Source organism: Sinorhizobium sp. M4_45 (assembly GCF_002885915.1).
Taxonomy (GTDB): domain Bacteria; phylum Pseudomonadota; class Alphaproteobacteria; order Rhizobiales; family Rhizobiaceae; genus Sinorhizobium; species Sinorhizobium meliloti_A.
This window is the reverse complement of sequence record NZ_NWVE01000012.1, coordinates 1-24,764: the sequence shown is the minus strand read 5'-3', so window position 1 is coordinate 24,764 and position 24,764 is coordinate 1. Positions and strand designations below refer to the sequence as shown.

Annotated in this window: 24 protein-coding genes and 2 pseudogenes; 13 read left to right on the top strand and 13 right to left on the bottom strand. The window is 61.0% G+C overall.

Going from position 1 to position 24,764, the window contains the following annotated elements; genetic code table 11:
- Positions 1–181: 181 nt before the first annotated feature.
- Positions 182–1,225 (bottom strand): zinc-dependent alcohol dehydrogenase family protein, encoded by a 1,044-nt coding sequence (locus CN933_RS26530; protein ID WP_020487510.1) that lies wholly within the window; start codon positions 1,223–1,225, stop codon positions 182–184.
- 214 nt (positions 1,226–1,439) lie between these two features.
- Between CN933_RS26530 and ypfJ the strand changes: the two genes are divergently transcribed.
- Complete coding sequence (gene ypfJ / locus CN933_RS26525; RefSeq protein ID WP_018097684.1) at positions 1,440–2,375, top strand: KPN_02809 family neutral zinc metallopeptidase; 936 nt, start codon at positions 1,440–1,442, stop codon at positions 2,373–2,375.
- Positions 2,376–2,416: 41 nt separating this feature from the next.
- Here the strand turns inward: ypfJ and CN933_RS26520 are convergent, their stop codons facing one another.
- Positions 2,417–3,415, bottom strand: coding sequence for an aldo/keto reductase (locus CN933_RS26520; RefSeq protein ID WP_018097683.1), 999 nt, complete (start codon positions 3,413–3,415; stop codon positions 2,417–2,419).
- 118 nt (positions 3,416–3,533) lie between these two features.
- On the opposite strand from CN933_RS26520, the gene CN933_RS26515 reads away from it, so the two are divergent.
- The 3 genes from CN933_RS26515 to CN933_RS26505 all read left to right on the top strand — a co-directional run bounded on the left by CN933_RS26515 (position 3,534) and on the right by CN933_RS26505 (position 7,431).
- Positions 3,534–4,442 carry a LysR family transcriptional regulator gene (locus tag CN933_RS26515; RefSeq protein ID WP_018097682.1) on the top strand — a complete coding sequence of 303 codons (909 nt, stop codon included), beginning with the start codon at positions 3,534–3,536 and terminating at the stop codon, positions 4,440–4,442.
- Between the two features lie 161 nt (positions 4,443–4,603).
- On the top strand, positions 4,604–5,863 hold the full coding sequence (locus CN933_RS26510) for a TCR/Tet family MFS transporter (protein WP_018097681.1): 1,260 nt from the start codon (positions 4,604–4,606) through the stop codon (positions 5,861–5,863).
- A 167-nt stretch (positions 5,864–6,030) separates the two neighbouring features.
- Positions 6,031–7,431, top strand: coding sequence for an MATE family efflux transporter (locus CN933_RS26505; RefSeq protein ID WP_018097680.1), 1,401 nt, complete (start codon positions 6,031–6,033; stop codon positions 7,429–7,431).
- Between the two features lie 243 nt (positions 7,432–7,674).
- Here the strand turns inward: CN933_RS26505 and CN933_RS32295 are convergent, their stop codons facing one another.
- Positions 7,675–7,806, bottom strand: a complete 132-nt coding sequence (locus CN933_RS32295; protein ID WP_018097679.1) for a hypothetical protein — start codon at positions 7,804–7,806, stop codon at positions 7,675–7,677.
- A gap of 225 nt (positions 7,807–8,031) precedes the next feature.
- Here CN933_RS32295 and coaD point away from each other — a divergent pair, with 225 nt between their 5' ends.
- The 6 genes from coaD to CN933_RS26475 all read left to right on the top strand — a co-directional run bounded on the left by coaD (position 8,032) and on the right by CN933_RS26475 (position 13,165).
- Positions 8,032–8,523, top strand: a complete 492-nt coding sequence (coaD, locus tag CN933_RS26500) for a pantetheine-phosphate adenylyltransferase (protein WP_018097678.1) — start codon at positions 8,032–8,034, stop codon at positions 8,521–8,523.
- 26 nt (positions 8,524–8,549) lie between these two features.
- Positions 8,550–9,122 (top strand): peptidylprolyl isomerase, encoded by a 573-nt coding sequence (locus CN933_RS26495; protein WP_018097677.1) that lies wholly within the window; start codon positions 8,550–8,552, stop codon positions 9,120–9,122.
- Between the two features lie 24 nt (positions 9,123–9,146).
- Entirely contained in the window at positions 9,147–9,656 is a 510-nt protein-coding gene (locus tag CN933_RS26490) for a peptidylprolyl isomerase (protein WP_003529604.1), read from the top strand.
- A gap of 181 nt (positions 9,657–9,837) precedes the next feature.
- The gene (gene queA / locus CN933_RS26485) at positions 9,838–10,920 is read left to right on the top strand and encodes a tRNA preQ1(34) S-adenosylmethionine ribosyltransferase-isomerase QueA (RefSeq protein ID WP_102762912.1); all 1,083 of its coding nucleotides are present in this window, start codon (positions 9,838–9,840) and stop codon (positions 10,918–10,920) included.
- A complete protein-coding gene (gene tgt, locus CN933_RS26480) occupies positions 10,921–12,051 on the top strand; it encodes a tRNA guanosine(34) transglycosylase Tgt (protein ID WP_018097675.1) in 1,131 nt (376 codons plus the stop codon). It begins immediately after the preceding gene.
- Positions 12,052–12,343: 292 nt separating this feature from the next.
- A complete protein-coding gene (locus CN933_RS26475) occupies positions 12,344–13,165 on the top strand; it encodes a transporter substrate-binding domain-containing protein (RefSeq protein ID WP_026168889.1) in 822 nt (273 codons plus the stop codon).
- A gap of 842 nt (positions 13,166–14,007) precedes the next feature.
- Here CN933_RS26475 and CN933_RS26465 read toward each other — a convergent pair.
- The 6 genes from CN933_RS26465 to CN933_RS26440 all read right to left on the bottom strand — a co-directional run bounded on the left by CN933_RS26465 (position 14,008) and on the right by CN933_RS26440 (position 18,064).
- Positions 14,008–14,892, bottom strand: a complete 885-nt coding sequence (locus tag CN933_RS26465) for an SDR family NAD(P)-dependent oxidoreductase (protein ID WP_018097674.1) — start codon at positions 14,890–14,892, stop codon at positions 14,008–14,010.
- On the bottom strand, positions 14,889–15,674 hold the full coding sequence (locus CN933_RS26460; RefSeq protein ID WP_026168888.1) for a hypothetical protein: 786 nt from the start codon (positions 15,672–15,674) through the stop codon (positions 14,889–14,891). The genes CN933_RS26465 and CN933_RS26460 overlap by 4 nt, the downstream gene beginning before the upstream one ends.
- Before the next feature lie 9 nt (positions 15,675–15,683).
- Entirely contained in the window at positions 15,684–16,271 is a 588-nt protein-coding gene (locus CN933_RS26455; RefSeq protein WP_018097672.1) for a protein-S-isoprenylcysteine O-methyltransferase, read from the bottom strand.
- A gap of 133 nt (positions 16,272–16,404) precedes the next feature.
- Positions 16,405–16,989: a hypothetical protein gene (locus tag CN933_RS26450; protein ID WP_026168887.1), complete on the bottom strand. Its 585-nt coding sequence runs from the start codon at positions 16,987–16,989 to the stop codon at positions 16,405–16,407.
- Positions 16,990–17,152: 163 nt separating this feature from the next.
- On the bottom strand, positions 17,153–17,293 hold the full coding sequence (locus CN933_RS32070; protein WP_003529619.1) for a hypothetical protein: 141 nt from the start codon (positions 17,291–17,293) through the stop codon (positions 17,153–17,155).
- A 189-nt stretch (positions 17,294–17,482) separates the two neighbouring features.
- Positions 17,483–18,064 carry a L,D-transpeptidase gene (locus CN933_RS26440; RefSeq protein ID WP_018097670.1) on the bottom strand — a complete coding sequence of 194 codons (582 nt, stop codon included), beginning with the start codon at positions 18,062–18,064 and terminating at the stop codon, positions 17,483–17,485.
- Between the two features lie 168 nt (positions 18,065–18,232).
- On the opposite strand from CN933_RS26440, the gene CN933_RS26435 reads away from it, so the two are divergent.
- Positions 18,233–18,988: an SDR family NAD(P)-dependent oxidoreductase gene (locus tag CN933_RS26435; protein ID WP_026168886.1), complete on the top strand. Its 756-nt coding sequence runs from the start codon at positions 18,233–18,235 to the stop codon at positions 18,986–18,988.
- Positions 18,989–19,067: 79 nt separating this feature from the next.
- Here CN933_RS26435 and CN933_RS26430 read toward each other — a convergent pair whose 3' ends face one another.
- Positions 19,068–20,234 (bottom strand): MFS transporter, encoded by a 1,167-nt coding sequence (locus CN933_RS26430; protein ID WP_018097668.1) that lies wholly within the window; start codon positions 20,232–20,234, stop codon positions 19,068–19,070.
- An 11-nt stretch (positions 20,235–20,245) separates the two neighbouring features.
- Positions 20,246–20,452, bottom strand: a complete 207-nt coding sequence (locus CN933_RS26425) for a DUF1127 domain-containing protein (RefSeq protein ID WP_020487509.1) — start codon at positions 20,450–20,452, stop codon at positions 20,246–20,248.
- Positions 20,453–20,584: 132 nt separating this feature from the next.
- Between CN933_RS26425 and CN933_RS26420 the strand changes: the two are divergent.
- Positions 20,585–22,093 (top strand): annotated as a pseudogene (locus tag CN933_RS26420) (winged helix-turn-helix domain-containing tetratricopeptide repeat protein).
- Between the two features lie 26 nt (positions 22,094–22,119).
- On the opposite strand, the gene CN933_RS26415 reads toward CN933_RS26420, so the two are convergent.
- On the bottom strand, positions 22,120–22,512 hold the full coding sequence (locus CN933_RS26415; RefSeq protein WP_018097666.1) for a GFA family protein: 393 nt from the start codon (positions 22,510–22,512) through the stop codon (positions 22,120–22,122).
- A 234-nt stretch (positions 22,513–22,746) separates the two neighbouring features.
- On the opposite strand from CN933_RS26415, the gene CN933_RS26410 reads away from it, so the two are divergent.
- Positions 22,747–23,487 (top strand): hypothetical protein, encoded by a 741-nt coding sequence (locus tag CN933_RS26410; RefSeq protein ID WP_018097665.1) that lies wholly within the window; start codon positions 22,747–22,749, stop codon positions 23,485–23,487.
- Positions 23,488–23,534: 47 nt separating this feature from the next.
- Here CN933_RS26410 and CN933_RS26405 read toward each other — a convergent pair.
- Positions 23,535–24,404 (bottom strand): annotated as a pseudogene (locus tag CN933_RS26405) (IS30 family transposase); the annotation flags it as partial.
- Between the last annotated feature and the right edge of the window lie 360 nt (positions 24,405–24,764).

Here is a 24,764-nt window from a genome sequence, read left to right as displayed (position 1 = left end):
TGCGCGAAAAACCGGCCAGGTTGGGAGGTCACCGGCCGGGTCGCGCATTGATGGTCTTTTCAGGCTAGAAGCGGCTTATAGGCAAATGTTTTCGCCAGCGGAACCCCGAAAATTCGGGAATCGACAAGAAAGCGAAGATATTTGTTCCGCCTCTCGAACCAACGGTTCTCCTATGGAATCGCTACTGCTGCGCCACCCGCTTGGCGGACGGGATCACCAATACCTTCACCTCGCCGGCAGCGGCGGGATTTGAAATGACATCAGGCGCCTCATCGAGCGATATGCGTCGTGAAATCAACGGGTCGATCTCGATCGCGCCTGTCGCAACCAGGTCGGCCGCGCGGCTGTGGACGAAGGGATTGATAAAGGAACCAAGCACGCGGAGCTCGCGGAAAAGAATGTCGAACGGTTCGATTTCGACCTTTTCGCCTTGCGGCAGCACGCCGAGGATCACGACCGTACCGCCCGCTTTGGCGAGGCGCGTCGACTGCTGCACCGTTTCCGCGACCCCGGCGCACTCGATGACGACGTCGACCCCTCCGGGGACGAGACCTGCCGGACCCGCGATCGCCTCGATGATGTCGCCGGCCGACGGGTCGACCGATGCGGTGGCGCCGAGATTTTCGGCCAGACGACGCTTCGCTGCCTGGCGTGTCGACAGAATGACCGTCGTGGCGCCGGCGAGCCTCGCGAGCTGCACCGTCAGCAGGCCGATCACGCCGCCGCCCAGGATCGCCACCGTCGAGCCCGCTTTGATGCCCGAAAGATCGACACCGTGCAGGCAGCAGGCGAGAGGCTCGCAGAAAGCGCCGTGCACGGGATCGAGAGTAAGCGGAATTTCGAACGCCTGCTTGCGCGGCACCAGGACGTATTCGGCGAAGCCGCCGTCGCGATGGATGCCGATCGCGCGCAGGTTCCGGCAGAGATTGACCCGGCCCGCCTGGCACTGGGGGCAGCGACCGCAGGAGATGTTGGGATCTCCGGTAATCCTCGCACCCGGTGCGATGTCTCGAACGCCGCTCCCGGCTTCAACGACGATGCCGCAGAATTCGTGGCCGAGCGTTACCGGCGGCGTCGACGGAAATTCTCCATGAAGAAGATGACGATCGGTTCCGCAGATGCCGCAGGCTTCCACTTTGACGAGCAGATCGTCAGGCCCGGGCACGGGAATCTCGACGTTCCGAACGGAGATATTGCCCACCGACTCCAGACGCACTGCCTTCATCTGTTCCTCCCGTCGCTTGCTTTCCATTGGAGCCGAACACGGCGCGAGCGTCAATCCTGCGGCCCTTGCCCTTTGCGCCGGCAGCTCCGCTCGACAAAACGATGCGTCGGATGCAACCGGGTGACGGCGATTGCGTTTTACAAGGATCGCCGCCCCGGCTTATAAAATCACTCAGCGCGCTAAAGTAGAGGCGACGCCTTCTGGAGGACAGATCATGGAATGGAAGGGCCGCCGCCAGTCCGGAAACATCGAGGATCAACGCGGGGCCGGCCCCCGGGGAGGCGGTCCTTTCGGTCGTGGCGGTGGATTCCGCCTGCCCGGTGGTGGCGGCGGAATGCGTCGCGCCGGTGGCGGCATGAGCTTCGGCACGCTCATCTTCCTCGTCATTCTCTATTTCGTCCTGAAGGCGATGGGCATCGACATGCTCCAGGTGCTCGAGGGTGGGGGCCCGGCGAACATGCCGGGCTTCGAGCAGAGCGACGGCTCCGGGGCGCCGCAGGGCACGGCCGAGGAAGAAGAGATGAAGGCCTTCATGGCCACGGTTCTTGCCGAAACGGAGGACACCTGGAACGGCATCTTCCAGGCAAGCGGCGAGCAATATGAAGAACCGAGGCTGGTGCTGTTCAGCGGCTCGGTCCGCTCGGCCTGCGGCTTTGCCTCGTCCGCCTCGGGTCCCTTCTATTGCCCCGGCGACCGCAAGGTCTATCTCGATATGAGCTTCTTCGACGAGCTGGCCCAGAAGTTCGAGGCCTCCGGCGACTTTGCCCAGGCCTATGTGCTTGCGCATGAAGTCGGCCATCATGTCCAGAACCTGATCGGCGTATTGCCCAAGTTCAATGAAATGCGGCAACGCATGAGCGAGGCCGAAGCGAACCAGATGTCGGTCCGGGTCGAACTGCAGGCGGACTGCTTCGCCGGAATCTGGGGCAAGTACACCGAGCAGAAGGGGCTGCTGGAGCGTGGCGATCTGGAGGAGGCGCTGAACGCTGCGACCCAGATCGGCGACGACACGCTGCAGAAGCGCATGCAGGGCTATGTCGTCCCGGAAAGTTTCAATCACGGCACGTCCGAGCAGCGGATGCGGTGGTTCCAGCGGGGCTTCGACAGCGGCAAGATGTCGGATTGCGACACCTTCTCCGGCGCTATCTGATCACAATGCCGGACCGGGCTGCCCGGTCCGGCGTTCCTTCGTCATCTCTGCCGCTCGCTGTCCATGTGCACGAGCTGTGCTTCCGGATAACGCGCCCCGGCGGCGGCGCCTTTCGGCACGGCGCTTTCGATCGCAGACATGTCGTCAGCGTCCAGTCGGACCGCCTGCGCGCCAAGTGCTTCGGCGAGACGGTCCCGCCGGCGCGCACCGACGAGCGGCACGATATCGTGACCTTGAGCGGCGACCCAGGCGATGGCGATCTGGGCGACGGTAACGCCTTTGGCCTCGGCGATGCGTCTGAGCGCCTCGACCAAGGCGAGGTTTCGCTCGACATTTCCTTCCTGAAACCGGGGGCTCATCGCTCGGAAGTCGCCGCCCTTTGCGGCATCTTTCTGCCAGTGGCCGCTGATCAGCCCGCGCGACAGCACACCGTAGGCCGTGACGGCGATGCCGAGTTCGCGGCAGACCGGCAGGATCTCGTCCTCGATGCCGCGCGAAACCAGCGAATATTCGATCTGGAGGTCTGAGATCGGGTGAACGGCTGCCGCCCGCCTTATCGTGTCCGGGCCGACTTCGGAGAGACCGATATGGCGCACATAGCCTGCCTTTACCATGTCGGCAATGGCACCGATCGTCTCCTCTATCGGCACGTTCGGATCGAGACGGGAGGGGCGATAGACGTCGATATATTCGACACCGAGGCGCTGCAGCGTATAGGCGAGAAAGTTGCGTACAGCGTTCGGTCGTGCATCGTAACCGAGCCATGCGCCGGCCGGATCCCGCAATGCGCCGAACTTGACGCTCAACTGCACCTGGTCTCGATTGCGTCCCTTCAGCGCCTCGCCGATCAGGATCTCGTTGTGCCCCATGCCGTAAAAGTCGCCGGTGTCGAGCAGGGTGATTCCCGCATCGAGGGCAGCATGAATGGTGGCGATGCTTTCCGCGCGATCGGACGGACCGTACATGCCCGACATTCCCATGCAGCCAAGCCCGATTGCCGAGACATTCGGACCGGAATTCCCGAGCGAAACCATATGCATCTCGTTTCTCCTTTGATGAGGCCGTCCCGCGGCCGCTTGCGTCGATGCAATGTTTACTTCGGAAGGCAGTGTGCGATAATCACCCACAAGCCAAACGACTTGTTCTGAATTTTGCACAATGCATGATCTGCCGCTTGCCGATCTCGACGCCTTTGCAGCGGTTGCACGCGACCGCAGCTTTCGTACGGCCGCCCGCAAGCGCGGCGTTTCCGCTTCGGCGCTCAGCGAAGCCCTGCGACGGCTGGAGGCGAGACTCGGCGTCAGATTGCTCAACCGCACGACGCGCAGCGTCACGCCGACGGAAGCGGGCAAGCGCTTGCTCGAGCGGCTGTCGCCGGCGCTCGGGGAGATTGCCGGAGCGCTCGATCAGGTGGCGAGCGAGCGCGACAGTCCGGCAGGTACATTGCGGTTGAACGTTCCGACCATCGTCGCAAGGGTCATCCTGCCGCCGCTCGTCGGCCGATTCATGAAAGCGCATCCGGCGATCACCTTGGAGGTCACCGCCGAGGATGGCTTCATCGATGTGCTTGCCGCGGGCTTCGATGCCGGCGTGCGCTACGAGGAACGCGTCGAGAAGGACATGATCGCAATTCCCATCGGTCCGCGCGTGCAGCGCTACATCACCGCGGCCGCTCCGGACTATCTCGCCCGTCACGGCGAACCGCGGCATCCGCGCGATCTTCTCGACCACGCGACCATCCGCCACCGATTCCAGAACGGCGTTTCGCTGCCGTGGGAATTTGGCGAGGGAGAAATGGCGATGAATATTGCGCCGCCGCCGGCAGTGCTCGCCAACTCGGTCGACCTCGAGCTCGGCGCGGCCGTCGACGGCCTGGGGGTGATACGTACCTTCGAGGAGTTCCTGATGCCGCAGATCGAGGCCGGGAGACTGGTTCGCATACTCGCAGCATGGGAGACCAGCTTTCCCGGGCCGTTCCTTTACTATGCCGGTCGCCGGCACCTGCCGGTGCCCGTGCGCGCCTTCGTGGACTTCCTGAAGTCGGAGCAGCGGCATGCGGGGCAATGATGCACGCGGAGGCTATACGAGCTATCAGCACAACCGATCGGTACCATCTTAAACTTTGACATGTTCACGTATTGTTTCGGATCAGGCAAGCCGTTACACCTATTCTGGTAACGTCGTTCACGTTCTGTCTCCGCTCCGGCGGAAAGCGGGGAGGGAGCTTCATGCTCGACAAGAAATTCGTGAGACGCGGCCTGTTCCTGGTCTTCCTCATCCTCTTCCTCGACATCATGGGTATCGCAATCATCGTCCCGGTGTTGCCGACCTATCTGGAGGAGCTGACGGGCGCGGATGTCGGCGAGGCCGCTATCGACGGCGGGTGGCTGTTGCTCGTCTATTCGGCGATGCAATTTCTCTTCGCACCGCTTATCGGGAATCTGAGCGATCGATTCGGGCGTCGGCCGGTCCTGCTCGCCTCAGTGCTGACATTCGCTGTCGACAACCTGATCTGTGCGCTTGCTACCAGTTATTGGATGCTCTTCATCGGACGCAGCCTAGCCGGCATCAGCGGCGCGAGCTTCGGCACCGCATCCGCCTACATTGCCGATGTCAGCGACGATGAGAACCGCGCCAAGAATTTCGGGCTGATCGGCATTGCCTTCGGCACCGGTTTTGCGCTCGGCCCGGTCATCGGAGGTTTCCTTGGCGAATTGGGCCCGAGAGTGCCCTTTTATGGTGCTGCAGCGCTCTCCTTCGTCAATTTCATCATGGGGGTCTTTCTCCTGCCGGAAACGCTCGCCCCGGCCAACCGGCGCCGCTTCGAATGGCATCGGGCCAATCCGCTCGGCGCGCTCAAGCAGATGCGTCGTTATCCGGGGATCGGCTGGGTAGGCCTCGTCTTCTTCCTCTACTGGCTGGCTCACGCCGTCTACCCGGCCGTCTGGTCCTTCGTTGCTTCCTATCGCTACGGGTGGAGCGAAGGCCAGATCGGACTTTCGCTGGGGATCTTCGGCGTCGGCGGCGCAATCGTGATGGCGCTGGTGCTCCCCCGCGTCGTGCCCGCACTGGGAGAAAGGCGCACGGCAGCACTCGGGCTCACTTTCACAGCCCTCGGGATGGCCGGCTATGCGGCCGCCTGGGAAGGCTGGATGGTCTATGCGGTGATCGTCGCGACGGCGCTCGAAAGCCTCGCCGACCCGCCGCTCCGCAGCATAGCCTCCGTCCATGTCCCGCCTTCGGCACAGGGCGAGCTGCAAGGCGCGCTCACCAGCATATCCAGCATCACCACGATCCTCGGGCCTCTGATGTTCACGCAAATTTTCGCCTTTTTCACCGACCCTGCAGCCGCCTATCGCTTTTCAGGCGCCCCCTATGCCCTGGCAGGCTGTTTGATCGTCGCCGCGCTGGTGATTTTCCTTGCCAAGGTCCGCGCCGGCCGGGGAAATGTCATCCGGGATGCCGTTCCGAGCGTGACGGAGGCATAGCGGTCCGTGGCTTCCCTGCCTCCAGATTGATCAATATTCTTGATCGATCGATGAAAAATCGAGCAGTTCGGCCTTTACCGCTGGCGCAAGCCCTGGTGGTGCTCTAATTCGTTCTCTCTTCTTCATTTTTCCCTTTGCCCATTGCCGGTGCAGAGCCAGGATTCCTCATGCTGACCGCGACCAAAGACCTCGTGCTTGCGCAGAGCGACAATTCATGGCCCACGCATTTTCGCGCGAGCCTCTATCTTGGCGTGCCGTTTATCGGCGCCCAGCTCGCCCAGTTGGCGATCAATACGACGGACGTGCTCATGGTCGGCCAGCTGGGCGCCACCCAGCTGGCGTCGATCATCCTCGCGACGCAGGTCTTCTTCACGGTTTTCATCTTCGGCAGCGGATTTGCCAATGCGGTGGTTCCCATGGTCGCTCAGGCGCAGGGCCGGGGCGATCAGGTCTCCGTGCGGCGCTCGGTACGCATGGGCATGTGGGTGGTGCTGCTTTACGGCGTGCTGACTGCGCCGGTCCTCTGGATGGCCGAGCCGATCCTTCTCTTTGCCGGGCAGAAACCCGAAGTTGCTGCGCTTGCGGGAGAATACCTGCGTATCGCCCAATGGGCGATCTTCCCCAGCCTCATTTTCATGGTCCTCAGGGCATTTTTGAGCGGGCTCGAGCGGGCAGGGGTGATCCTCTACGTGACCCTCGTGACCTTGGTTCTGAATGCCGCGCTTTGCTATGTTCTGATTTTTGGCCATTTCGGTTTTCCGGAGCTGGGCATCTTCGGAGCGGCCGTCGCCGCTCTCGGCGTGGCCCTGCTCGGTGCGGCCCTGACGATAGGCTATATCCGCCGGCAGCCGGAACTGCATCGCTACGAGCTGTTCGTCCGCTTCTGGCGGCCGGATTGGCCGGCTTTCGGAGAGGTGGTCTATCTCGGCATTCCGATCTCCGTGACGATTCTCGCGGAAGTCAGCCTGTTTACCGTGGCTTCGCTGCTCATGGGCACGATCGGAACCATCGAACTGGCTGCCCACGGCATAGCACTCCAGTTCGCGTCCATCGCTTTCATGATTCCGCTTGGGCTGGCGCAGGCCGGAACGGTTCGCATAGGATTGGCGTATGGCAGCGGCGACATGGTAGGCGTGAAGCGTGCCGCAATCGCCGTGCTGACGCTCGGCGTCGGCTTTGCTGCCGTCGGCAGCACGATTTTCGCCCTGTTTCCGCGCGAGCTTGCCGGTCTCTACCTCGATACGAGGCGGCCCGATGCAGCCGAGGTTCTCGCCTTTGCAGGACCGCTGATCGTCATCGCCGGTGCCTTCCAGCTCGTCGACGGCCTGCAGGCCATTGCCGCCGGCATGTTGCGCGGCCTCAAGGACACGACCATACCGATGATCCTGGCGATGATCGCCTATTGGCCGATCGGGTTTTTCTGCGCCTGGGCGTTTGCCTTTCCGCTTGGTTTCGGCGGCGTCGGCGTCTGGTTCGGCTTCGTCCTCGGTCTTGCGTCTGCGGCGCTGTTGCTCAACTGGCGCTTCTTCCGTCTCCTCCGCAGGGTGAGCGTGGCCCCGGCCGGCTAAGGCCTGTCGAGATCGGATACAAGCGGCGTCTTGTTCGATTACCTCATTCCTGTGCTTGTCACAGGTATCCAGCCAGAAAGGCAGGGCATTTGCGCAAAGAAAAAGCCGGACGGGCAGGGGAGACCGTCCGGCTTGTAGAAGCGATCGCATCAGGGGAAGAATGGGATCGCTTGTGAAACTTCCGGCGAGAAGTTTCCTGGAGGCATTGGTTTCAACTGTGGCAAGCCACGATATTAGAATTCGTCATTTGCGCCTGCGTCTATCGACCAGCGGCAACAGCACGGTCGCGCGGTCACGGTCCTCGTCTCGCAGCGCATGGATCGTCGCAACGACCATCGCGAAGAACATCGCCATCGAAAATAGAGCAAGTCCCATGGCCGTCTCCTTTCGTGGTTTTAAACGGCATGTACTGAAAAAAGTTCCCGTCGACTTGGTTCCACACTATGACTTGCGATGTGAAACCCTCTTGAACGTTGCATTCATCTAGCATTCACCATTTTGCCGCCGCTGTTTCCGGGGGAACAGGAAGCAAGGATCGTACAACCCTTGCGGTCCGCGGCCGTCCGTGACAAAAGGCTTCACCAAACGGAAACAGGCGCGATGACCACGGCTTTCTATCCCGGCTCCTTCGATCCGATCACCAACGGGCATCTCGATGTACTCGTCCAGGCATTGAACGTCGCAGCCAAGGTCATCGTCGCGATCGGCGTTCATCCCGGTAAGGCGCCGCTTTTCACCTTCGACGAAAGGGCGGATCTCATTCGGGCCGCGCTTGAGGAGACGTTGCCGGAGAGGGCAGCCGACATCTCCGTCGTCTCTTTCGACAATCTCGTGGTCGATGCCGCCCGCAAGCACGGCGCAAGGCTGCTGGTCCGGGGGCTCCGCGATGGAACGGACCTGGACTACGAGATGCAGATGGCGGGCATGAACCGGCAGATGGCCCCTGACATTCAGACCCTGTTCCTGCCGGCAGGTACCGCCTCACGGCCCATTACGGCCACATTGGTTCGGCAGATCGCGGCTATGGGCGGTGACGTCAGCGCTTTCGTCCCTGGGGCGGTTCACCAGGCGCTGCAGGCAAAGCGCAAATAAAGCTTTACATCACGCAAGGAGTCCCAATGAAGATTCTCCAATTCGCTTTTGCCGGAGCCTTGGCGCTCGCAACCTTCACGGGAGGTGCGCTGGCGCAGTCCGGCGAAAACATTCTGACGGTTCAGCTCAAGGATGGTCCGGTGGTCATCGAACTGCGTCCGGATATCGCACCGAAGCACGTCCAGCAGATCAAGGAACTGGCCGCGGCGGGCGAATATGACAATGTCGCCTTTCATCGCGTCATCAAGGGCTTCATGGCCCAGACCGGCGACGTCGAGTTCGGCGACGTGAAGGACGGCTACCAGCCCGATCGCGCCGGAACCGGCGGCTCGTCCAAGCCCAACCTTCCGGCCGAGTTCTCCGACGTTCCCTTCGAGCGCGGCACGGTCGGTATGGCCCGCGCCCAGGATCCAAACAGTGCCAACTCGCAGTTCTTCATCATGTTCGCACCGGGCGATTTCCTCAACGGCCAATACACGGTCGTCGGCAAGGTGGTCGAAGGCATGGAGAATGTCGACAAGATCAAGCTCGGCGATGACGCCAATAATGGTGCCGTTGCCGATCCAGATCGCATGATCAGCGTTAAGGTCGGCAGGTAAGACTGAAACAGAAGGAGAAGAATCATGGCCGAGATCAAGGATCCGGAAAATACGATCATCATGGAAACCACAAAGGGCAGGGTGGTGATCGAGCTGCGGCCGGACGTGGCTCCGGGCCATGTCGCCCGCATCAAGGAACTGACGCGTGAAGGCGCCTATGACGGGGTGGTCTTTCACCGCGTGATCGAGGATTTCATGGCCCAGACCGGTGACGTGCAATACGGCAAGACCGGCGGCGAGCAATTCAACCCGTCCCGCGCGGGCATGGGCGGCTCCTCGAAGCCGGATCTGAAGGCCGAATTCTCCGACGTTTCACATGTGCGCGGAACGTGCTCCATGGCGCGCAGCCAGATGCCGAACTCGGCCAATTCCCAGTTCTTCATCTGCTTCACCGACGCTCCCTGGCTCAACAAGCAGTATTCCGTCTGGGGCCAGGTCGTCGAAGGAATGGAGAATATCGACAACATCAAGCGCGGCGAACCGGTCCGCGATCCGGATACCATTGTTTCGATGCGGGTTGCCGCCGACGCCTGATCTGCGCTACTGCATGTTTCCTTGGATCGTCCCCGATCCAAGGACGTAACATGCAGCGGTTCGACGTGCTGCGGCGATCTTTGCGCGTCTCGTCAGACGCGCGGCGCTGTAGCGCACTGACCTGCCCGCCCCGATCGCGCGCGAGCCGCCGGGGCGGGTTTGCTTTTAATTGATACCATAGATGCGCGTAGACCTGTTCGATTTCGACCTGCCGGAAAATTCCATTGCGCTGAGGCCCGCAAGCCCGCGCGACAGCGCCCGCATGCTCATCGTTCGCCCCGACGGCGAACCGGTTCTCGAAGATCGCGGCGTCCTTGATCTGCCGTCATTCCTGCGGCCGGGCGATGCGCTGGTTTTCAACGACACCAAGGTCATACCGGCGCAGCTCGAAGGCGTCCGCTACCGGGGTGAGGACATAAGCACGCCCGTGTCGCTGACGCTGCATATGCGGGTCGCGCCCAGTCGCTGGAAAGCTTTCGCCCGTCCGGCCCGCAGATTGAAGCCGGGTGACCGGATCAGCTTCGGTCATGGCGGCAATGCCTGCCTGCTCGGATCGCTGGAGGCCGTGGTCGAGGAGAAAGGCGATGCCGGCGAGGTGACGCTTCGCTTCGATCTCTCGGGCCCCTCGCTCGATGAGGCGATCATGGCCGTCGGACACATTCCCCTGCCGCCTTACATCGCATCCAAGCGTGCCGACGATGCACGGGACCGGACCGACTACCAGACGGTCTATGCGCGCGAGGAAGGGGCGGTAGCCGCGCCGACTGCGGGGCTGCACTTTACCGACCGGCTTTTCGCCAGCCTGGACGAGGCCGGGATCGAACGGTATTTCGTCACACTGCATGTAGGTGCGGGAACCTTCCTCCCGGTCAAGGCAGACGATACCGCCGACCACGTGATGCACGAGGAAATCGGTCACGTCGATCCGGTGACCGCTGCGAAGCTCAATGCCGTGCGCGAACGCGGCGGCCGCATCGTCTGTGTCGGCACGACATCGCTTCGGCTGATCGAGAGCGCAGCCGCCGAAGACGGAAGCATCCGTCCCTGGTCGGGCGCAACCGGGATTTTCATAACGCCGGGTTATCGCTTCCGCGCGGTTGATATGCTGATAACCAATTTCCACCTGCCGAGATCGACCCTGTTCATGCTCGTCTCGGCCTTTGCGGGGCTCGAGACGATGCACGCCGCCTATGCGCATGCGATCGCAACGGGGTACCGATTCTATTCCTATGGCGATTCGAGCCTGCTCTTCCGGAAAGATTAGATGACCGAAGCGTTTCAATTCAAACTGCTTGCCAACGACGGCAATGCGCGCCGTGGCGAAGTCGTGACCCCTCGCGGGACGATCCGTACGCCTGCCTTCATGCCGGTCGGAACCGTCGGCACCGTCAAGGCGATGTATCTCGACCAGGTGCGCGATCTGGGCGCCGATATCATTCTGGGCAATACCTATCACCTGATGCTGCGCCCGGGCGCCGAACGGGTCGCCAGGCTTGGCGGACTGCACAAGTTCATCCGCTGGGAGCGGCCGATCCTGACCGACAGCGGCGGCTTCCAGGTCATGTCGCTGTCAAGCCTGCGCAAGCTCAACGAACAGGGCGTTACCTTCAAGAGCCATGTCGACGGCGCGCTCTATCATATGTCGCCCGAACGTTCGATCGAGATCCAGGGCCTGCTCGGCAGTGACATTCAGATGCAGCTCGACGAATGCGTGGCGCTGCCGGCGGAACCCGACGAGATCGAGCGCGCGATGGAAATGTCGCTGCGCTGGGCAGAGCGCTGCAAGGTCGCCTTCGGCGATCAGCCGGGAAAGGCGATGTTCGGCATCGTACAGGGCGGCGATATTCCCAGGCTGCGCGAACGCTCGGCCCTGGCCCTCAGGGATCTAGGCCTCAAGGGCTATGCCGTCGGGGGGCTGGCCGTTGGTGAGCCGCAGGAGGTCATGCTCGGCATGCTCGACGTGACCTGCCCCGTCCTGCCGGCCGACAAGCCGCGCTATCTGATGGGCGTCGGGACGCCGGACGATATCCTGAAGTCGGTCGCGCATGGGATCGACATGTTCGACTGCGTCATGCCGACCCGCTCCGGACGCCATGGGCTTGCCTTCACGCGCTACGGCCGCATCAATCTGCGCAATGCACGACATGCGGAAGACACGCGCCCGCTCGACGAACAGTCTTCCTGTCCGGCGACTCGCGACTATTCGCGCGCCTACCTGCACCACCTGATCCGTTCAAACGAATCGCTCGGTGGCATGCTGCTCAGCTGGAGCAATCTGGCCTATTATCAGGAGTTGATGGCCGGCATCCGCAAGGCGATCGAAGAAGGGCGCTATACCGATTTCATGGCGGAGACCATGGAAGGCTGGCAGCGCGGCGATCTGCCACCGGTGTGATCTTCGCGTGGCCCGCCGGTAACTGCGATCTGCGCGCCCGAAAGTTTGGCTCCCCCTGAACGAGGCCGTCACCGACGGCCTTCCACCGACAGAAACGAAATGGACCCGCCGGCGGCGATGGTTTCATTTCGACAACCCGAAGCTATCAGAACCGATTTTGGAAGGTGGAATCGGAAATTCCGATAGCACAATTCTAATAAATGGGTTTGCGGACGGCGTCCGTTTGTAGAACTATCCCAGCAAAAAAACGTCTAGGACGTTGTTGACCGTTCAACGGGGGGTAGGAGAAAACATGAAAAGAATTGCTGCTATAGCATCGGCGTCTCTGTTTATATTTTGCAGCTCGGCAGTGGCGGGCCCTACGCTTGATCGCGTCAACGAGAGAAAAGAGATGGTCGTCGCCACCAATGTCGGCTGGCCACCGCAGGGTTTCCTCGATGAAAACAACGTCCTTGTCGGCTTTGACATTGATGTCGCCAAGGAAATCGGCAACCGGTTGGGCGTGAGCGTGCGTTTCGAAACTCCGGAATGGGCAACCATGACCGGGGGGCACTGGCAGGGACGTTTCGATCTCGGGGTCGGTTCCGTCGCTCCGACCAAGGCGCGCGCAGAGGTCATCGATTTCGCCGGAATCTACTATTACAGCCCTTATGTCTACGTCGTTCATGCCGAAAGCGGCATTCAATCGGAAGAAGATCTGAATGGCAAGGTTATCGGCGTCGAGACAGGCACGGCGTCCGAAGACTTCATCAACCGTCGCCTGGAGATCGATGCGCCGGGCTTGCCACCGGTTCAATATAATCTCGAACCGGGCGAGGTGCGCACGTTTCCCGATTCCATGATGCCCTTCGACGACCTGCGTCTTGGCAACGGTGTTCGGTTGGACGCGGTCATCGCCCCCGAGCAGACCGCAAAAAATGCAGTCAGAAACGACTATCCCGTCCGTATCCTCGAGGATGTCTATCCCTTTCGGTCGCCCGCGGTCGTCATTGCCGATAAAGGCGACCCGGAATGGACTGCCAAAATAGGTGAAATCATCAAAGCGATGAAGGCAGACGGCACACTCGGAAAACTGACGACCAAGTGGTACGGCGCCGACTACAGCAAGGACTGACAACATCACGGAGGTGCTGAAGCCACGACCAGAGCATCCGGTCTTCCAGGATCGGATGCTCTGGTTCTTCCCGTGTCAGGGAAAGGCCGCCCGGCCGTCCATGGGAGCCTGGCCAATCCCCGAACGATGCGTTTCGGATCTGGAAGTCAGTCGATCGCGTCGTAGCAGTTTCCCGCCGGACGTGCTTGCTTCAATGCAACCTCTCCTCCTTCGCCATCTCTGTGCTTGTCACAGAGAGATGAGAGCAGCGCCGCGTCTGCGGCGCGGGAAACGTTCTTTCAGCCCAAGGACTTGGTCTGGCTGGATTCCTGTGACAAGCACAGGAATGAGGGACCGAGATGTGCGGCCACTACATCGAAGCGAAGCGGGACGCTGTATACGGGCGGGAGCTTCCGCGCCGCCTTACTATCTTTACGGTTCCTGAAACGCGCCGAGGGACCGCACCCTCTCTACCCTCATCTCTGTGCCTGTCACAGAGATCCAGCAGCGCCGCGTCTGCGGCGCGGGAAACGTTCTTTCAGGCCTTGGTCTGGCTGGATTCCTGTGACAAGCACAGGAATGAGGAGATCAAACAAAACAAACCGCTGCGGGAATCCCGAATCTAAACTGGCCTTTGTTAGAGCACTTGCTAGAAAGGTGTGGCGGTTCTCTGCCCGAAAGCGCGTAGTTTCAGAGGGCTATAGCGTCTCACTGTTTCAATGCCACAGTAAAACGCTATAGAAGGGGGACTTTGACGATGTCGCTTGATCATCAAGGGCATATGGACGCCATTTAATCTGTTTATTCAGCGATCGTAGAGGCGCCGGTGTTTCATGATCGCTCGCCACTCCGCGAATACTCCGCTATCGACTCTGCGTGGTGATTCCGAGCGAATTGCTGCGGGCACCGCAGCATGAGGTGAAACTTTTTCCGGATCCGCAAGGGCACGGATCCTTGCTCCTGCGCTGCAATCGGCCGATCAGGGGCAGCATGATCGCCGACGGGACCAGTGCCGCCAACAGGATCGTCAGCTTGGACGCAATGCCGGGTATGACGAGGCGGCGGCCTGCTTTGTAGCCGCGCCAGGCCTTTTCAGCGACATAGCCCGATTCGAGCTTGGGCAGGATCTTGAACAGCGCGACGCGATTGGCGCCGGAGGTTGCCAGAAATTCCGTCGCGACCGGCCCTGGTGCCACGCATGTGACGGTCACGCCGGTGCGACGCAGTTCCTGATGCAGCGCTTCCGAAAAGGAGCGGACGAAACCTTTGCTGGCATAGTAGAGCGCCATATACGGACCCGGCGTGAAGCTTGCGACCGAACCGAGATTGATGACGCCGCCGCGACCGCGCGCGACCATTGCCGGCAGGAAACGCAGGGTGAGTTCGGTAAGGGCGCGGATGTTGAGGTCGACGAGGCCGAGCTGTTCATCGAGCGGCAGTACCGTCGCCCCTCCGCGCAATCCATAACCGGCGCTGTTGACGAGTACGTCGCAGAACAGGCCGTTTGCGGACAGGAAGTTCTCGAGACCGAGCGTCGCATCATCAGCCAGGAAATCCAGCGGGACCGTGAACGCCTCGCCTCCGGCCTTCCGGATACCGTCGGCGGCGGCCGCCAGTGATTCGGCCGAACGCGCTACCATTACGACCGGCGTGCCATCCCTCGCGGCCACTTCGGCGATTGCCTTGCCGATTCCCCGCGATGCACCGACGATGACTACGGCCGGACGACTTTGACCGCCCGAAGTCATCGCGCTGCCCCGGAACCTGCCGCAGCGGTCACGTCGCGCCCAAATGCAAGCCCCTCCAGCTCGGCGGTGATTTCGCCGTTCAATATCCTCTCGAACCGCTCGAGGGCGCGCGCGACGTTGGCGCCGTCCATGACCCGGTGGTCATAATGGATACGCACCGTGACCGAGCCATCCTTGTCGATCGGGCCGTAATTCAGAAGTGAGGTCAAAGGCGTGAGAGGGTTGAGCGATTCTGCGCCGAGGCCCGAATAGACCGACAGCTGAAATGTACCGAAACGGCGCGCCCTTTGCCGGCCGATATTCAAACCGAGCCACATTAGAAGCCATCTGACAGGGCCGGGGAGGCGGGCGATCTTCAAGGCGCGCCGGAATTCCTTGACCTCCAGCACGGGGCTGGTTCGCGCCGTCTGCATCAAGGAGCCCAGCTCCGTGATCGAACGGCGCTCCGGATTCTTGATCGTCGTCAGAAGCACGACTCGTTCGCCCTCGTACTCCCTTTCATGCGCGATGGAAGCGATGCTTCCCGGATACTCGTAGAGCTGCGGTCTGGGAAACTTGACGTAAGCGCGCCGCAACTCGGGCGTCTCCTGCGCGAGAAGGGCGTATCCTTTGAGGAAGAGCGCCGTCCAGGATGGCCTGCTTTCAAGCGATGTTCTGGCCTTGAGCAACGGCCCGAGATTCATCCGCCGCTGCACGCTCACCCGCGGCACCTTCATCGAAAATCGCATGAGATCCCCGACCAGGCGCCGAGACGCTGAAAGCTTGAGGGCTCGGCCTCGCATCATGCACCTCTAGTAAATGTACGGAATGATCCGCTTGGTGTCCGCCATGTAGTCGCGATACTCAGAGCCGAACATTTCCATCATCATGCGTTCCTCCTTGTCCACCCTCAGAAGAAAGAGGACCGCGAAACCGGCAAGACCCGCCAGCCCTGCGACCCAGTTCGGCAGAAGAAACGCCTGGCCGACGCCCATCAGCAGGAACGAAGTATACATGGGATGGCGGACCAGGGCGTAAGGACCGCGGCGAATCAGTTCGTGCTTGTCGCGAATCTCGAGCGTGATCGACCAGTTGCGCCCGAGTTCCTTGTGGGTTCTGCGAAAGACCCACATGGCCAGACAGAAAATAGCGGCACCGACCACGACGGCCCAGAGCCGGGCAGGGTGGTCGGCTCCTTCCGGGATGCCGGTTGCGACATAAAAAGCGGGAATGATCGCGAGGCCGAGCAGGGCTGCCGCCAGCCCCAGCATCTCGGAGGTTGAGCGGCGATGGCTGACGACTCGCACGCGCTTGGCCCGGCGTTCATAAGGGCGGCGAATGAAGTACCAGGCAACGATTCCGAGCACCCAGGCGATCTCGCCGATGGAGGATACCGACATGTCTAGTTCCCCAAATCCTTAGCATGCGCCTGGCGTCAACGATCGGGCGGGAACCTTCTTCAGCCGATGCTTCGCAGCGTGATTCTATGTCGAACGGTGACGGCTGGATCGCGAGCTCTGTGCCCGTCGCCTCTCAACCTCCGTTCATCTCCCGAAGCCTTGTAATGAATTCCTGCGGTCGAAGCCAGATGCCGGGCGTCTTATAGCCCATGGAGCGGGCGATTTCGGCCACGAAGGCGTTGCAGTTGTAGAGCGACGCGTGCCAGACCTTCGACTTGGCTTTCAGTTTGTCGATGAAAGCCACGACCTTCTTGTATTCCGCCTCCGTCAGCATGACGCGCCAGCTTGCCGAGCGGTATTCTTCCTCGAGGTCACCGTCGCTCGCGCCGGTTTCGGCGGGAACGGGCACAAAATGGCCGAGGACATACGGCGTCGGATCGAGCGTGGCGGGTGCAAGGCCGGCAACCTGACGCTGAACGACCGCGCCAGACTTGTTCGTGCGCCCGTAGATGACGTAGGTGTGGCCATAGCTCAGCGCGTAGCGGGAGCGAAATTCGATGAAATAACCCTGCTCTCGCGCTTGAGATTCAAGCTTCGCCGGCGCATTCAGGCTGCTGGAAACGTAGCGCGGTTCGGGATTTTTGTCTTGTGTCTGGCATGCTGCTGCTGCCAGTGCGACCAAGATCACAAAGGATATGCGGCCTCGTGCAAGCGTCATCACACCACTTAGATTGTCTTCCGAGTTCTGACAATCCAGACCTCGGGCCGGCTTGCTGGAGTTCTTGACACGTACTATGCCGTCAGTCTCACAGCCGGTCTAACCCTGAATAACGCGCCGTGGGAGAGCGCTCGTTGAGCTCTCCCACGGCGCAAAGTCACTGTTACTTGTATACCGGCGCCGGCTCTACCGTATCGACGGCAGCAGGCGGCGGGGCCTTACCCTTACCTTTGCCGATCGTATCACACGCGGTGAGGCCGGCAACGGAAAGCAACGCAATCATCACAACTAGAATTCGGCTCATCAAGTAGTCCTTTCCTCAATAGTCGGAATGGGTTATCGAAGGCAACACTTCAAGTAATAGTGGCGATTTGCGCCGGGGCCTAGTGCAGAAAGGACACAGTTGATAACCGCTTTATGGTTACCGGGTTATCAACCGCGTCGGAACACACGGGGCTTAGTCATTTATACCGAAATGTAACGGAAAACGCCATCATATGATCAGCACGGTCGTACCCACCGGGGTACGGCTGTAGAGATCGACGATGTCGTCGTTCGTCAAGCGAATGCACCCGCTCGATACGGCCTGCCCGATCGTCCAGGGCTCGTTCGTCCCGTGCAGCCGGAACATAGTGTCGTTTCCGCCCTGGTAAAGATAGAGGGCCGCGGCCCCAAGCGGGTTATGCAACCCGCCGCTCACGCCGCCGGCATATTGTGCCAGATGCGGCTTGCGGCGAATCATGTTTGCAGTCGGCGTCCACGAGGGCCACTCCGCCTTGCGGCCGATTTTCGCCCGGCCTTTGAGAGTGCGGCCTTCCTCACCTACGCCGATCCCGTAGCGAATCGCCGAACCGCCACCCTGAACATAATAGAGATAGCGTTCTCCCGTATTGACAACGATCGTTCCGGGCGCTTCGCCGCCATAATAGGCGACCTCCTGCCTGCGGTATCGTGGGTCTATACGGGTCCTGGCCGTTTGCGGGCTGTCGGCTGGTCGCAACGAACTGCAACCGGAGGCCAATAGAGCCAGGCTACCCAGCACGAGTACCCGGCGCGTAATGCGATCGTTCTCCATTCTCACCTGCTGAGTAAATTGTGAGTCCCTACGATTTCGTGTTTAACACCCAAGCGCGTGTCGGCCAAGCCTTGCAACGGTTACGACCGCAAGGATGAAACCTCTTGCGACCGGAACCGGCGTCTGATCGACTGGTTCGGGGAAGCAGCGGAGACAAGGAGCGGCACGATGAAACTCGGCCTGGAAGGAAAAATCGCAATCGTGACCGGCGCGGGTTCCGGCATCGGCGCCGCCGTTTCCAGGCAACTTGGCGGCGAGGGTGCGGAAGTGATCGTCGCCGACCGCGACGCCGACGCGGCGCGCAGCGTCGCGGCCGAGATTCGCTCAGCCGGGGGTAGGGCGCGAGATTTCACCGTCGACGTCACCGACGCGGGGGCGGTGGAGAAAATGGTCGCCTTCGCCGTGCGGGAATGCGGCGGATTGCATCTGGCGGTCAACAACGCAGGCATAGAGGGGCCGCGCAAAGCGACCGCGGACTACCCGCTCGAAGATTGGCGCAGGCTGATAGAAGTCAACCTGAACGGCGTCTTCTACTGTATGAAATACCAGATCGCCGCCATGCTCGCAAAGGGCGGGGGCGCCATCGTCAATATGTCCTCGATTCTCGGCGCGGTCGCCTTGCCCACCGCGTCTGCCTACACCGCCGCCAAGCACGGGGTGGTGGGGCTCACCAAAGCTGCCGGGATCGAATATGCAAGAATGGGGATTCGCGTCAACGCGGTCGGCCCCGGCTGGATCGAAACGCCGCTTCTGTCGGGACATTCGGAATTGGCGAAGACACGACGCCTGGAAGCGCTGCAGCCGCTCGGCCGGCGGGGAAAACCGGAGGAAGTTGCGGCTCTCGTCTGTTTCCTGCTGTCGGAGCAGGCGAGCTTCATCACCGGCAGCTATCATCCGGTCGACGGTGCTTTTACGGCACATTAGAGCACTTCCGGGATAGCGGCATTCCGTCCGGAAGTGCATGGTTTCAAAATGTTGGACCGCGGCACGACGCAAGTCCCGGTCAGATCCGGCGTCTCTCTGCCACGAGAAGCACCGCCAGAACGAAACAAAGCAGGCCAAGGGACGATGGCAGCCCCTGATGTCCGATCACTTGCATCGCCAGTCCGGTCGCGGGCGAGCCCACGATGCCGCCGATGCCCCATACGAAGGCGAAGGCCGCGTTGCCGGCGATCAGGGCCTGGCCGGTGAAACGTTCGCCGAGCTGGATCAGCGACATTGTGTAGATTCCGAACGAGGCTCCGCCCCAGACGAAAAAGAGCGGCCAGATGAGCCATGATTCGAAGATCGCCGGCAGCAGCAGGCAGCCACCCAGTGAAGCCAGGGCGCAGAGCATCATCGTCCGCAGCGACCCGAACCGTTCGGCCACCCGCCCGAGCAATATCTGCAGCACGGCATTGCCTGCGATGAAACAGGTGATGAGCGAGGCGATGCGCCCTTCTGTGCTGCCGAGCGCCGCTCCATAGACCGCGAACAGGGAAAGCAGGGTCTGCTCCAAGGCGGCTGCGGCGAAAACCGCGAACAAGAGGAGCGGCGCCAGTGCGAAGAAGCCTCCGACCGATGTCGCTTCGCCTTCATGTGGCATCTTCGGCAGGTGCGGCACGACCGCAAGCACGATCAGCCCGCAGAGAAGGAAGGCCACGATGCCGACCATGAAGGGCGGCCACCCTTGCGTGCCGACAAGACCGAGCGAGAGCGGGCCGATAGCGAAGCCGCCCGAGACGATCGACGAATAGAGGCCCATGATGCGGCCGCGCCGCCGCGCGGGCGTGATCGAGAGCAGCCAGGTCTCGCTGATCACGTAAAGCGGATTGGCGAAAAAGCCGAGCAGGAAACGCAGCGGCATCCAGATCCAGACCTCCCGCGACCAGCCGATTGCGAGCAGCGTGAGCGCGGCCAGGCCCGAACACAGGATCGCAAGCCGCGCCCCGCCAATGCGCCGCACCAGTGCCGGTATGAAGAGGGCGGATACGATGAAACCCAGCGGGGTCATCGCCGCGGACAAGCCGATCAGGCCGGGCGTCGTCCCCCGCCGCTCCAGGATGAAGCTGAGCAGGGGATAGGTAAGCCCCTGTGCCACGGCGAACACCGTGACGGTCGCGATGATGCCGGCCATGGCGGCCCATGGGATCCGCTCGTGGAGCGATAATGTCGTGCTTTCAGTCGTCATGCAGACTACGCCTATACTTGCCAGAAGGGCTTGGCGATCTCCGCCTCGGCCTCGAGCCGCGTCAGACCGATGTCGCAGATCAGATGCGGATCGTCCTTCAACTTTTGCTCAAGTTCGCAGCGAAAGCGCTTTCGCTCCTCCCACGTCGCGACAATGCTTCGAAGGGTCGCGAGGCGGCAACGCGGCATTTCCGTCATAACGGAGGGAATATCGTTCATGGCAACCTCCATACGTTTGAGGGGCAGAGCCCTCGACCTGGGGAGGACGAATTCTGCAGGATACGAAAAGCGTCGTAATTAAGCTCCTCCAAAAAGTTCTCAAAAACTTCCAAACGCACTATAGATGCGCCTATGCAGCGATCGCGCATCGTCTTTGGTCCATTCGTCCTTGACCCGGGTGCGGGAACGCTCGTCCGGAACGATGATCCCGTCGCCGTCGGCTATCGCGGGCTGAAGCTGCTTGAGGCGCTCGCCGGACGGCCGGGCGAAATCCTGGGAAAAGCCGAGTTGATGGATGCGGCGTGGCCGGGCAGGGCGGTCGAGGAAGGCAACCTCACCGTCCAGATCGCGCAGCTGCGGAAAATGCTTGGTGCGCCCCCCGACGGCGGAGAATGGATCGCCACGGTTCCGCGGGTCGGCTACCGCTTCACTGGCCCTGTCGAACAGGTCGGTGGCGCGAAGCGAAATCCACTGGCGCTGCCCAACGAACCATCGATCGCCGTGTAGCCTTTCGTTAATTTCAGCAGCGATCCGGAGCAGGAATCCTTCGTTGATGGGTTGACCGAAGACCTGATCACCGACCTGTCCAGGATCTCCGGCCTTTTCGTCATCGCGCGCAACTCGGCCTTCGCCTTCAAAGGAAAGGCGAGGGACGTGCGCGAGATCGCTGCGGACCTTGGCGTGCGGTATCTGCTGGAGGGTAGCGCACGACGCGCCGCAGGGCGCGTGCGCATCAACGCACAGCTGGTCGATGCGGTGAGCGGCAATCATCTATGGGCGGAACGCTTCGACCGCAGCCTCGAAGATATCTTTGCAGTTCAGGACGAGGTCACCGGCAAGATCGTGGAGGCGTTGCTCGGCCGGCTGCGCCCACAGCCGCCGCGCAATCGCCCCAAGAATCTCGAGGCCTACGATCTCTGCGTGCGGGCGCGCAAGCTGATCGATGATTCGCCTCAGACGGCGCGGGAAGCGCATCTGATGCTCACGCGCGCGATTTCGCTTGATCCGGAATATGCCGAGGCCAATCGCTGGCTTGCCATGAACCACTGGATGAGATGGGTGCATTGGGGCGAACCGGTCGAGCCGAACCGTAGCATTGCTTTGGAACTGGCACGCAAAGCCGTGGCGATCGATCCGAACGATGCCGGCTGCCATTGGGTGCTGGCCAACCTGCTTGCATATGAGCGCAGCTTCGCCGAGGCGGATGCGGAATTCGCCAAGGCGATCGAGCTCGACCCGAATGAGGCCGATACCTGGGCGACTTTATCCGACATAGCGGTCTTGGCCGGGCGGGTGGATGAGGGCCTTGAGCACATCCGCAAGGCGTTCCGGCTGAACCCGTTTCCGGCAAGCTGGTACTATCTGACGCTCGGCCAGGCCCAATATGCCGCCGGCGAATACGAAGCCGCCGTCGAGACACTGCGGAGGGACGAGACGTATCGCACCAGCTCGCGACGTTTCCTGGCGGCAAGCCTTGCCCAACTGGGCCGGCTCGACGAGGCGCGCGCTGAGGTCGAGCTGTTCCTCGTCGCCAACCCGCATTTTACAACGCGACACTGGGCGAGTACGGAGCCGTTCCGCGACCCTGTGACGCTTGCGCATTTCGTTGACGGCTACCGCAAGGCGGGCCTACCGGAGTGACGCGCATCCATCGTCCGTTCGCGGGGCTAATCCTCGAAGCGACTCGTTTCATCACGATCCCGCTCGTATCGTCTCTTGAGGGGAAACGGCGGCAGCCAGGATTCGCGACGGACGGTCCAGCTTTCGTAGGTTGGCATCAATTGATCCGGGGCATCCAGGGATCCCAGGTTCACCTCGATTTCGTCTCCGGTGCGTGCGAAGACGATCGAGCCGCAACGGGGACAGAAATGCCGACCGACGTAATCGCGTGTCTCGCCATCGACCGTCACAGAATCCTCAGGGAAAATGGCGGACGCGTGAAAAAGGGCCCCGTGATGCTTGCGGCAGTCGAGACAATGGCAGAGACCGACTCGGTATGGTCGTCCCGACGCCACAAATCGCAAGTTGCCGCACAGGCAACCGCCTGTGAATCGGTCCATACCGTGTCTCCTTTAAATCAAGCGGTTCAGCGTTGACGTTGTCCGGCACCCCGAGAGGTGCGGCTTGTCGCATGTCTATCGGGTAGAATGTGACGGGCTGGTCCGGGTTGCAAGAGCCGGGCCGGGTGAGGGGCTTTCTTTCCTTTGCTTAGCTTTTCGGGGTTTCAATCTCCGCGCTCTTGGGAGATCGTTCCGGATAAATTCAAACGACCGGATTCGCCAGGAGCGCGCCCAATGCTTCCGGAAATTAAGCTCGTTGCGGACGTGGACGTAGTGGCTATGTCGCCACTGGTTCGCGGCATGGTCATGGCCATCTCCTATGCCGAGACCGAAGGCGGCATCGGTCTGACTGCGTCCGGTGCGATGAACCGCAAGTTTGTGCACTGGGCCGCTGTTCACTTCGATTGGCCCGGCAACACGCCGGAGGATCTATACAGCGTCAACAAGGTTCTGAACGAAGCTGACATGCCGCCGCTTTCGGTGGTCCACGACATGCTCAAGCACCTAAGGCTTGTGCGGCGAAAAAAAGACCGACTGCTTCCCACCAAACGCGGTCGGGATTTTCTTGCAAGACCCCAAACCTTCTTCGATCAGATCGCGACGGATTATCTTTATGCCTATATCGACTACGGGCAGACACGGGACGATGTGCGTGTGCGGATGCGGTGGTGGCACGTCTTTCTCAATCTTATCAATATCAAGGCGAGAAAGGGCTGTTCGCTGGACGACCTGGTGAGCGAGTTATACCCGAGGCAGTCGTACTCGCTGGCGCAAGCAGAAATGATTATCCAAGCTACGACGATCAGAGGGGAGTTCCGCTACGACATTATTCGGCCCCTGTGCTGGCTGGGATTGCTGCAGGAAGAGCGCGAAGGGCTAGATTTTCTGCAGGACGGTACCTATTACAAAACACCTCTATGGACAGCCTGTTTAGAGTTGGAATCCGATACGGAAGCCGAGATCACTGTCTCTTGAGGCACGTGCAAAGATGTCCAAGAGGCAAGCCATTGTTTTTATTGCCATGTAGCACTTGGAAATAGAATGTACCGCTTGTTGGCGTTCTCGACGGCGCCTTTCTGCCAAGGTGAATTCGGATCGCAAAACCAGCTCCTGGCGCCGAGTCCATCTTCCAAAGCCCTGAAGCCGCGAAACTCGGTACCGCGGTCGAAAGTGAAGCTCTGCCGAGCAAAGGCGGGCAGCGGTGCAAGGGCATCGACGATCTTGCCGATGAGCGGTTGCGAGTGGCGGCTGCCATTCTTGATCATCACCGTGTAGCGGCTCTTGCGCTCGACCAGCGAGGTGACATTGGCGTTCCCGAGCGCGCGCTGGAAGATCAGGAGATCGCCCTCCCAATGGCCGAACTGCGAACGATCGGCAATAAAATCAGGACGTTGACCGATCCGGCAGTCAAACGGGATCAAGCCGTCACGGGGCTTGCGGGCGCGGCGTGGGCGGCGCTTGCGGCGGCCTTCCGGCAAATGCCGATAGAGCTCCAGCGCATAATCTTCCTTGCCATAAATAAAGCGATAGATCGTCTCGGTGCAGACACGGACGGCGCTTACGCCATCGGCAAGCAGGCGACCGGCGATCTGCTCCGGCGACCAAAGCGCCTTCAGTTGCTCGATGACAAGTTCGCGTAATTGCGGGTGGCGCCTGAGCTTGCCAAGCCGTTGCCGACGCTCCTTCGAGATGTCGTTGGCGATGCCGCCGTAATAGCCGCTGTATTCCGGAAACTCGGCGTCATGAAAGCTATTGCGCTTCAGCTCACGATAAATCGTTGATCGATGCCGACCGAGTTGGCGGGCGATCTCACCGACAGGAACCTTGCGTTCCATGAGCTGATGCAAACGTCGGCGATCGGAAAGGGTGAGCTGCGAATAGCAGAGCGACATCCAAAAATCTCCAAGAGGCAAGCCATTGTTTTTCTTGCCATGTCGCACTTGGAAATAGAATGTACCCGGCTACATGCATTGTCACAGCTATTTAAAGATGAGACAAAGTAGTCAACTTAGAAACGCGACAACATCCTATCCATTACTACTGCATTTGCAAGTTGCTATATTTACAAAGTACGGAGACGCAAGCCGCCGGCCGGGTGGAGCTGGTCAGGGTTGCGCAGCCCGGTCGGCGGCGGATGGCTTGAGGTGCAAGATAAACTTTAGCTTTGACACGCCGGTCACTCCGCCGCTTTCAGCTGCGCGAGGGCTTGCTGGCGCTTTGCGATGACCACCGGATCCTTGGTAAAATCCGTC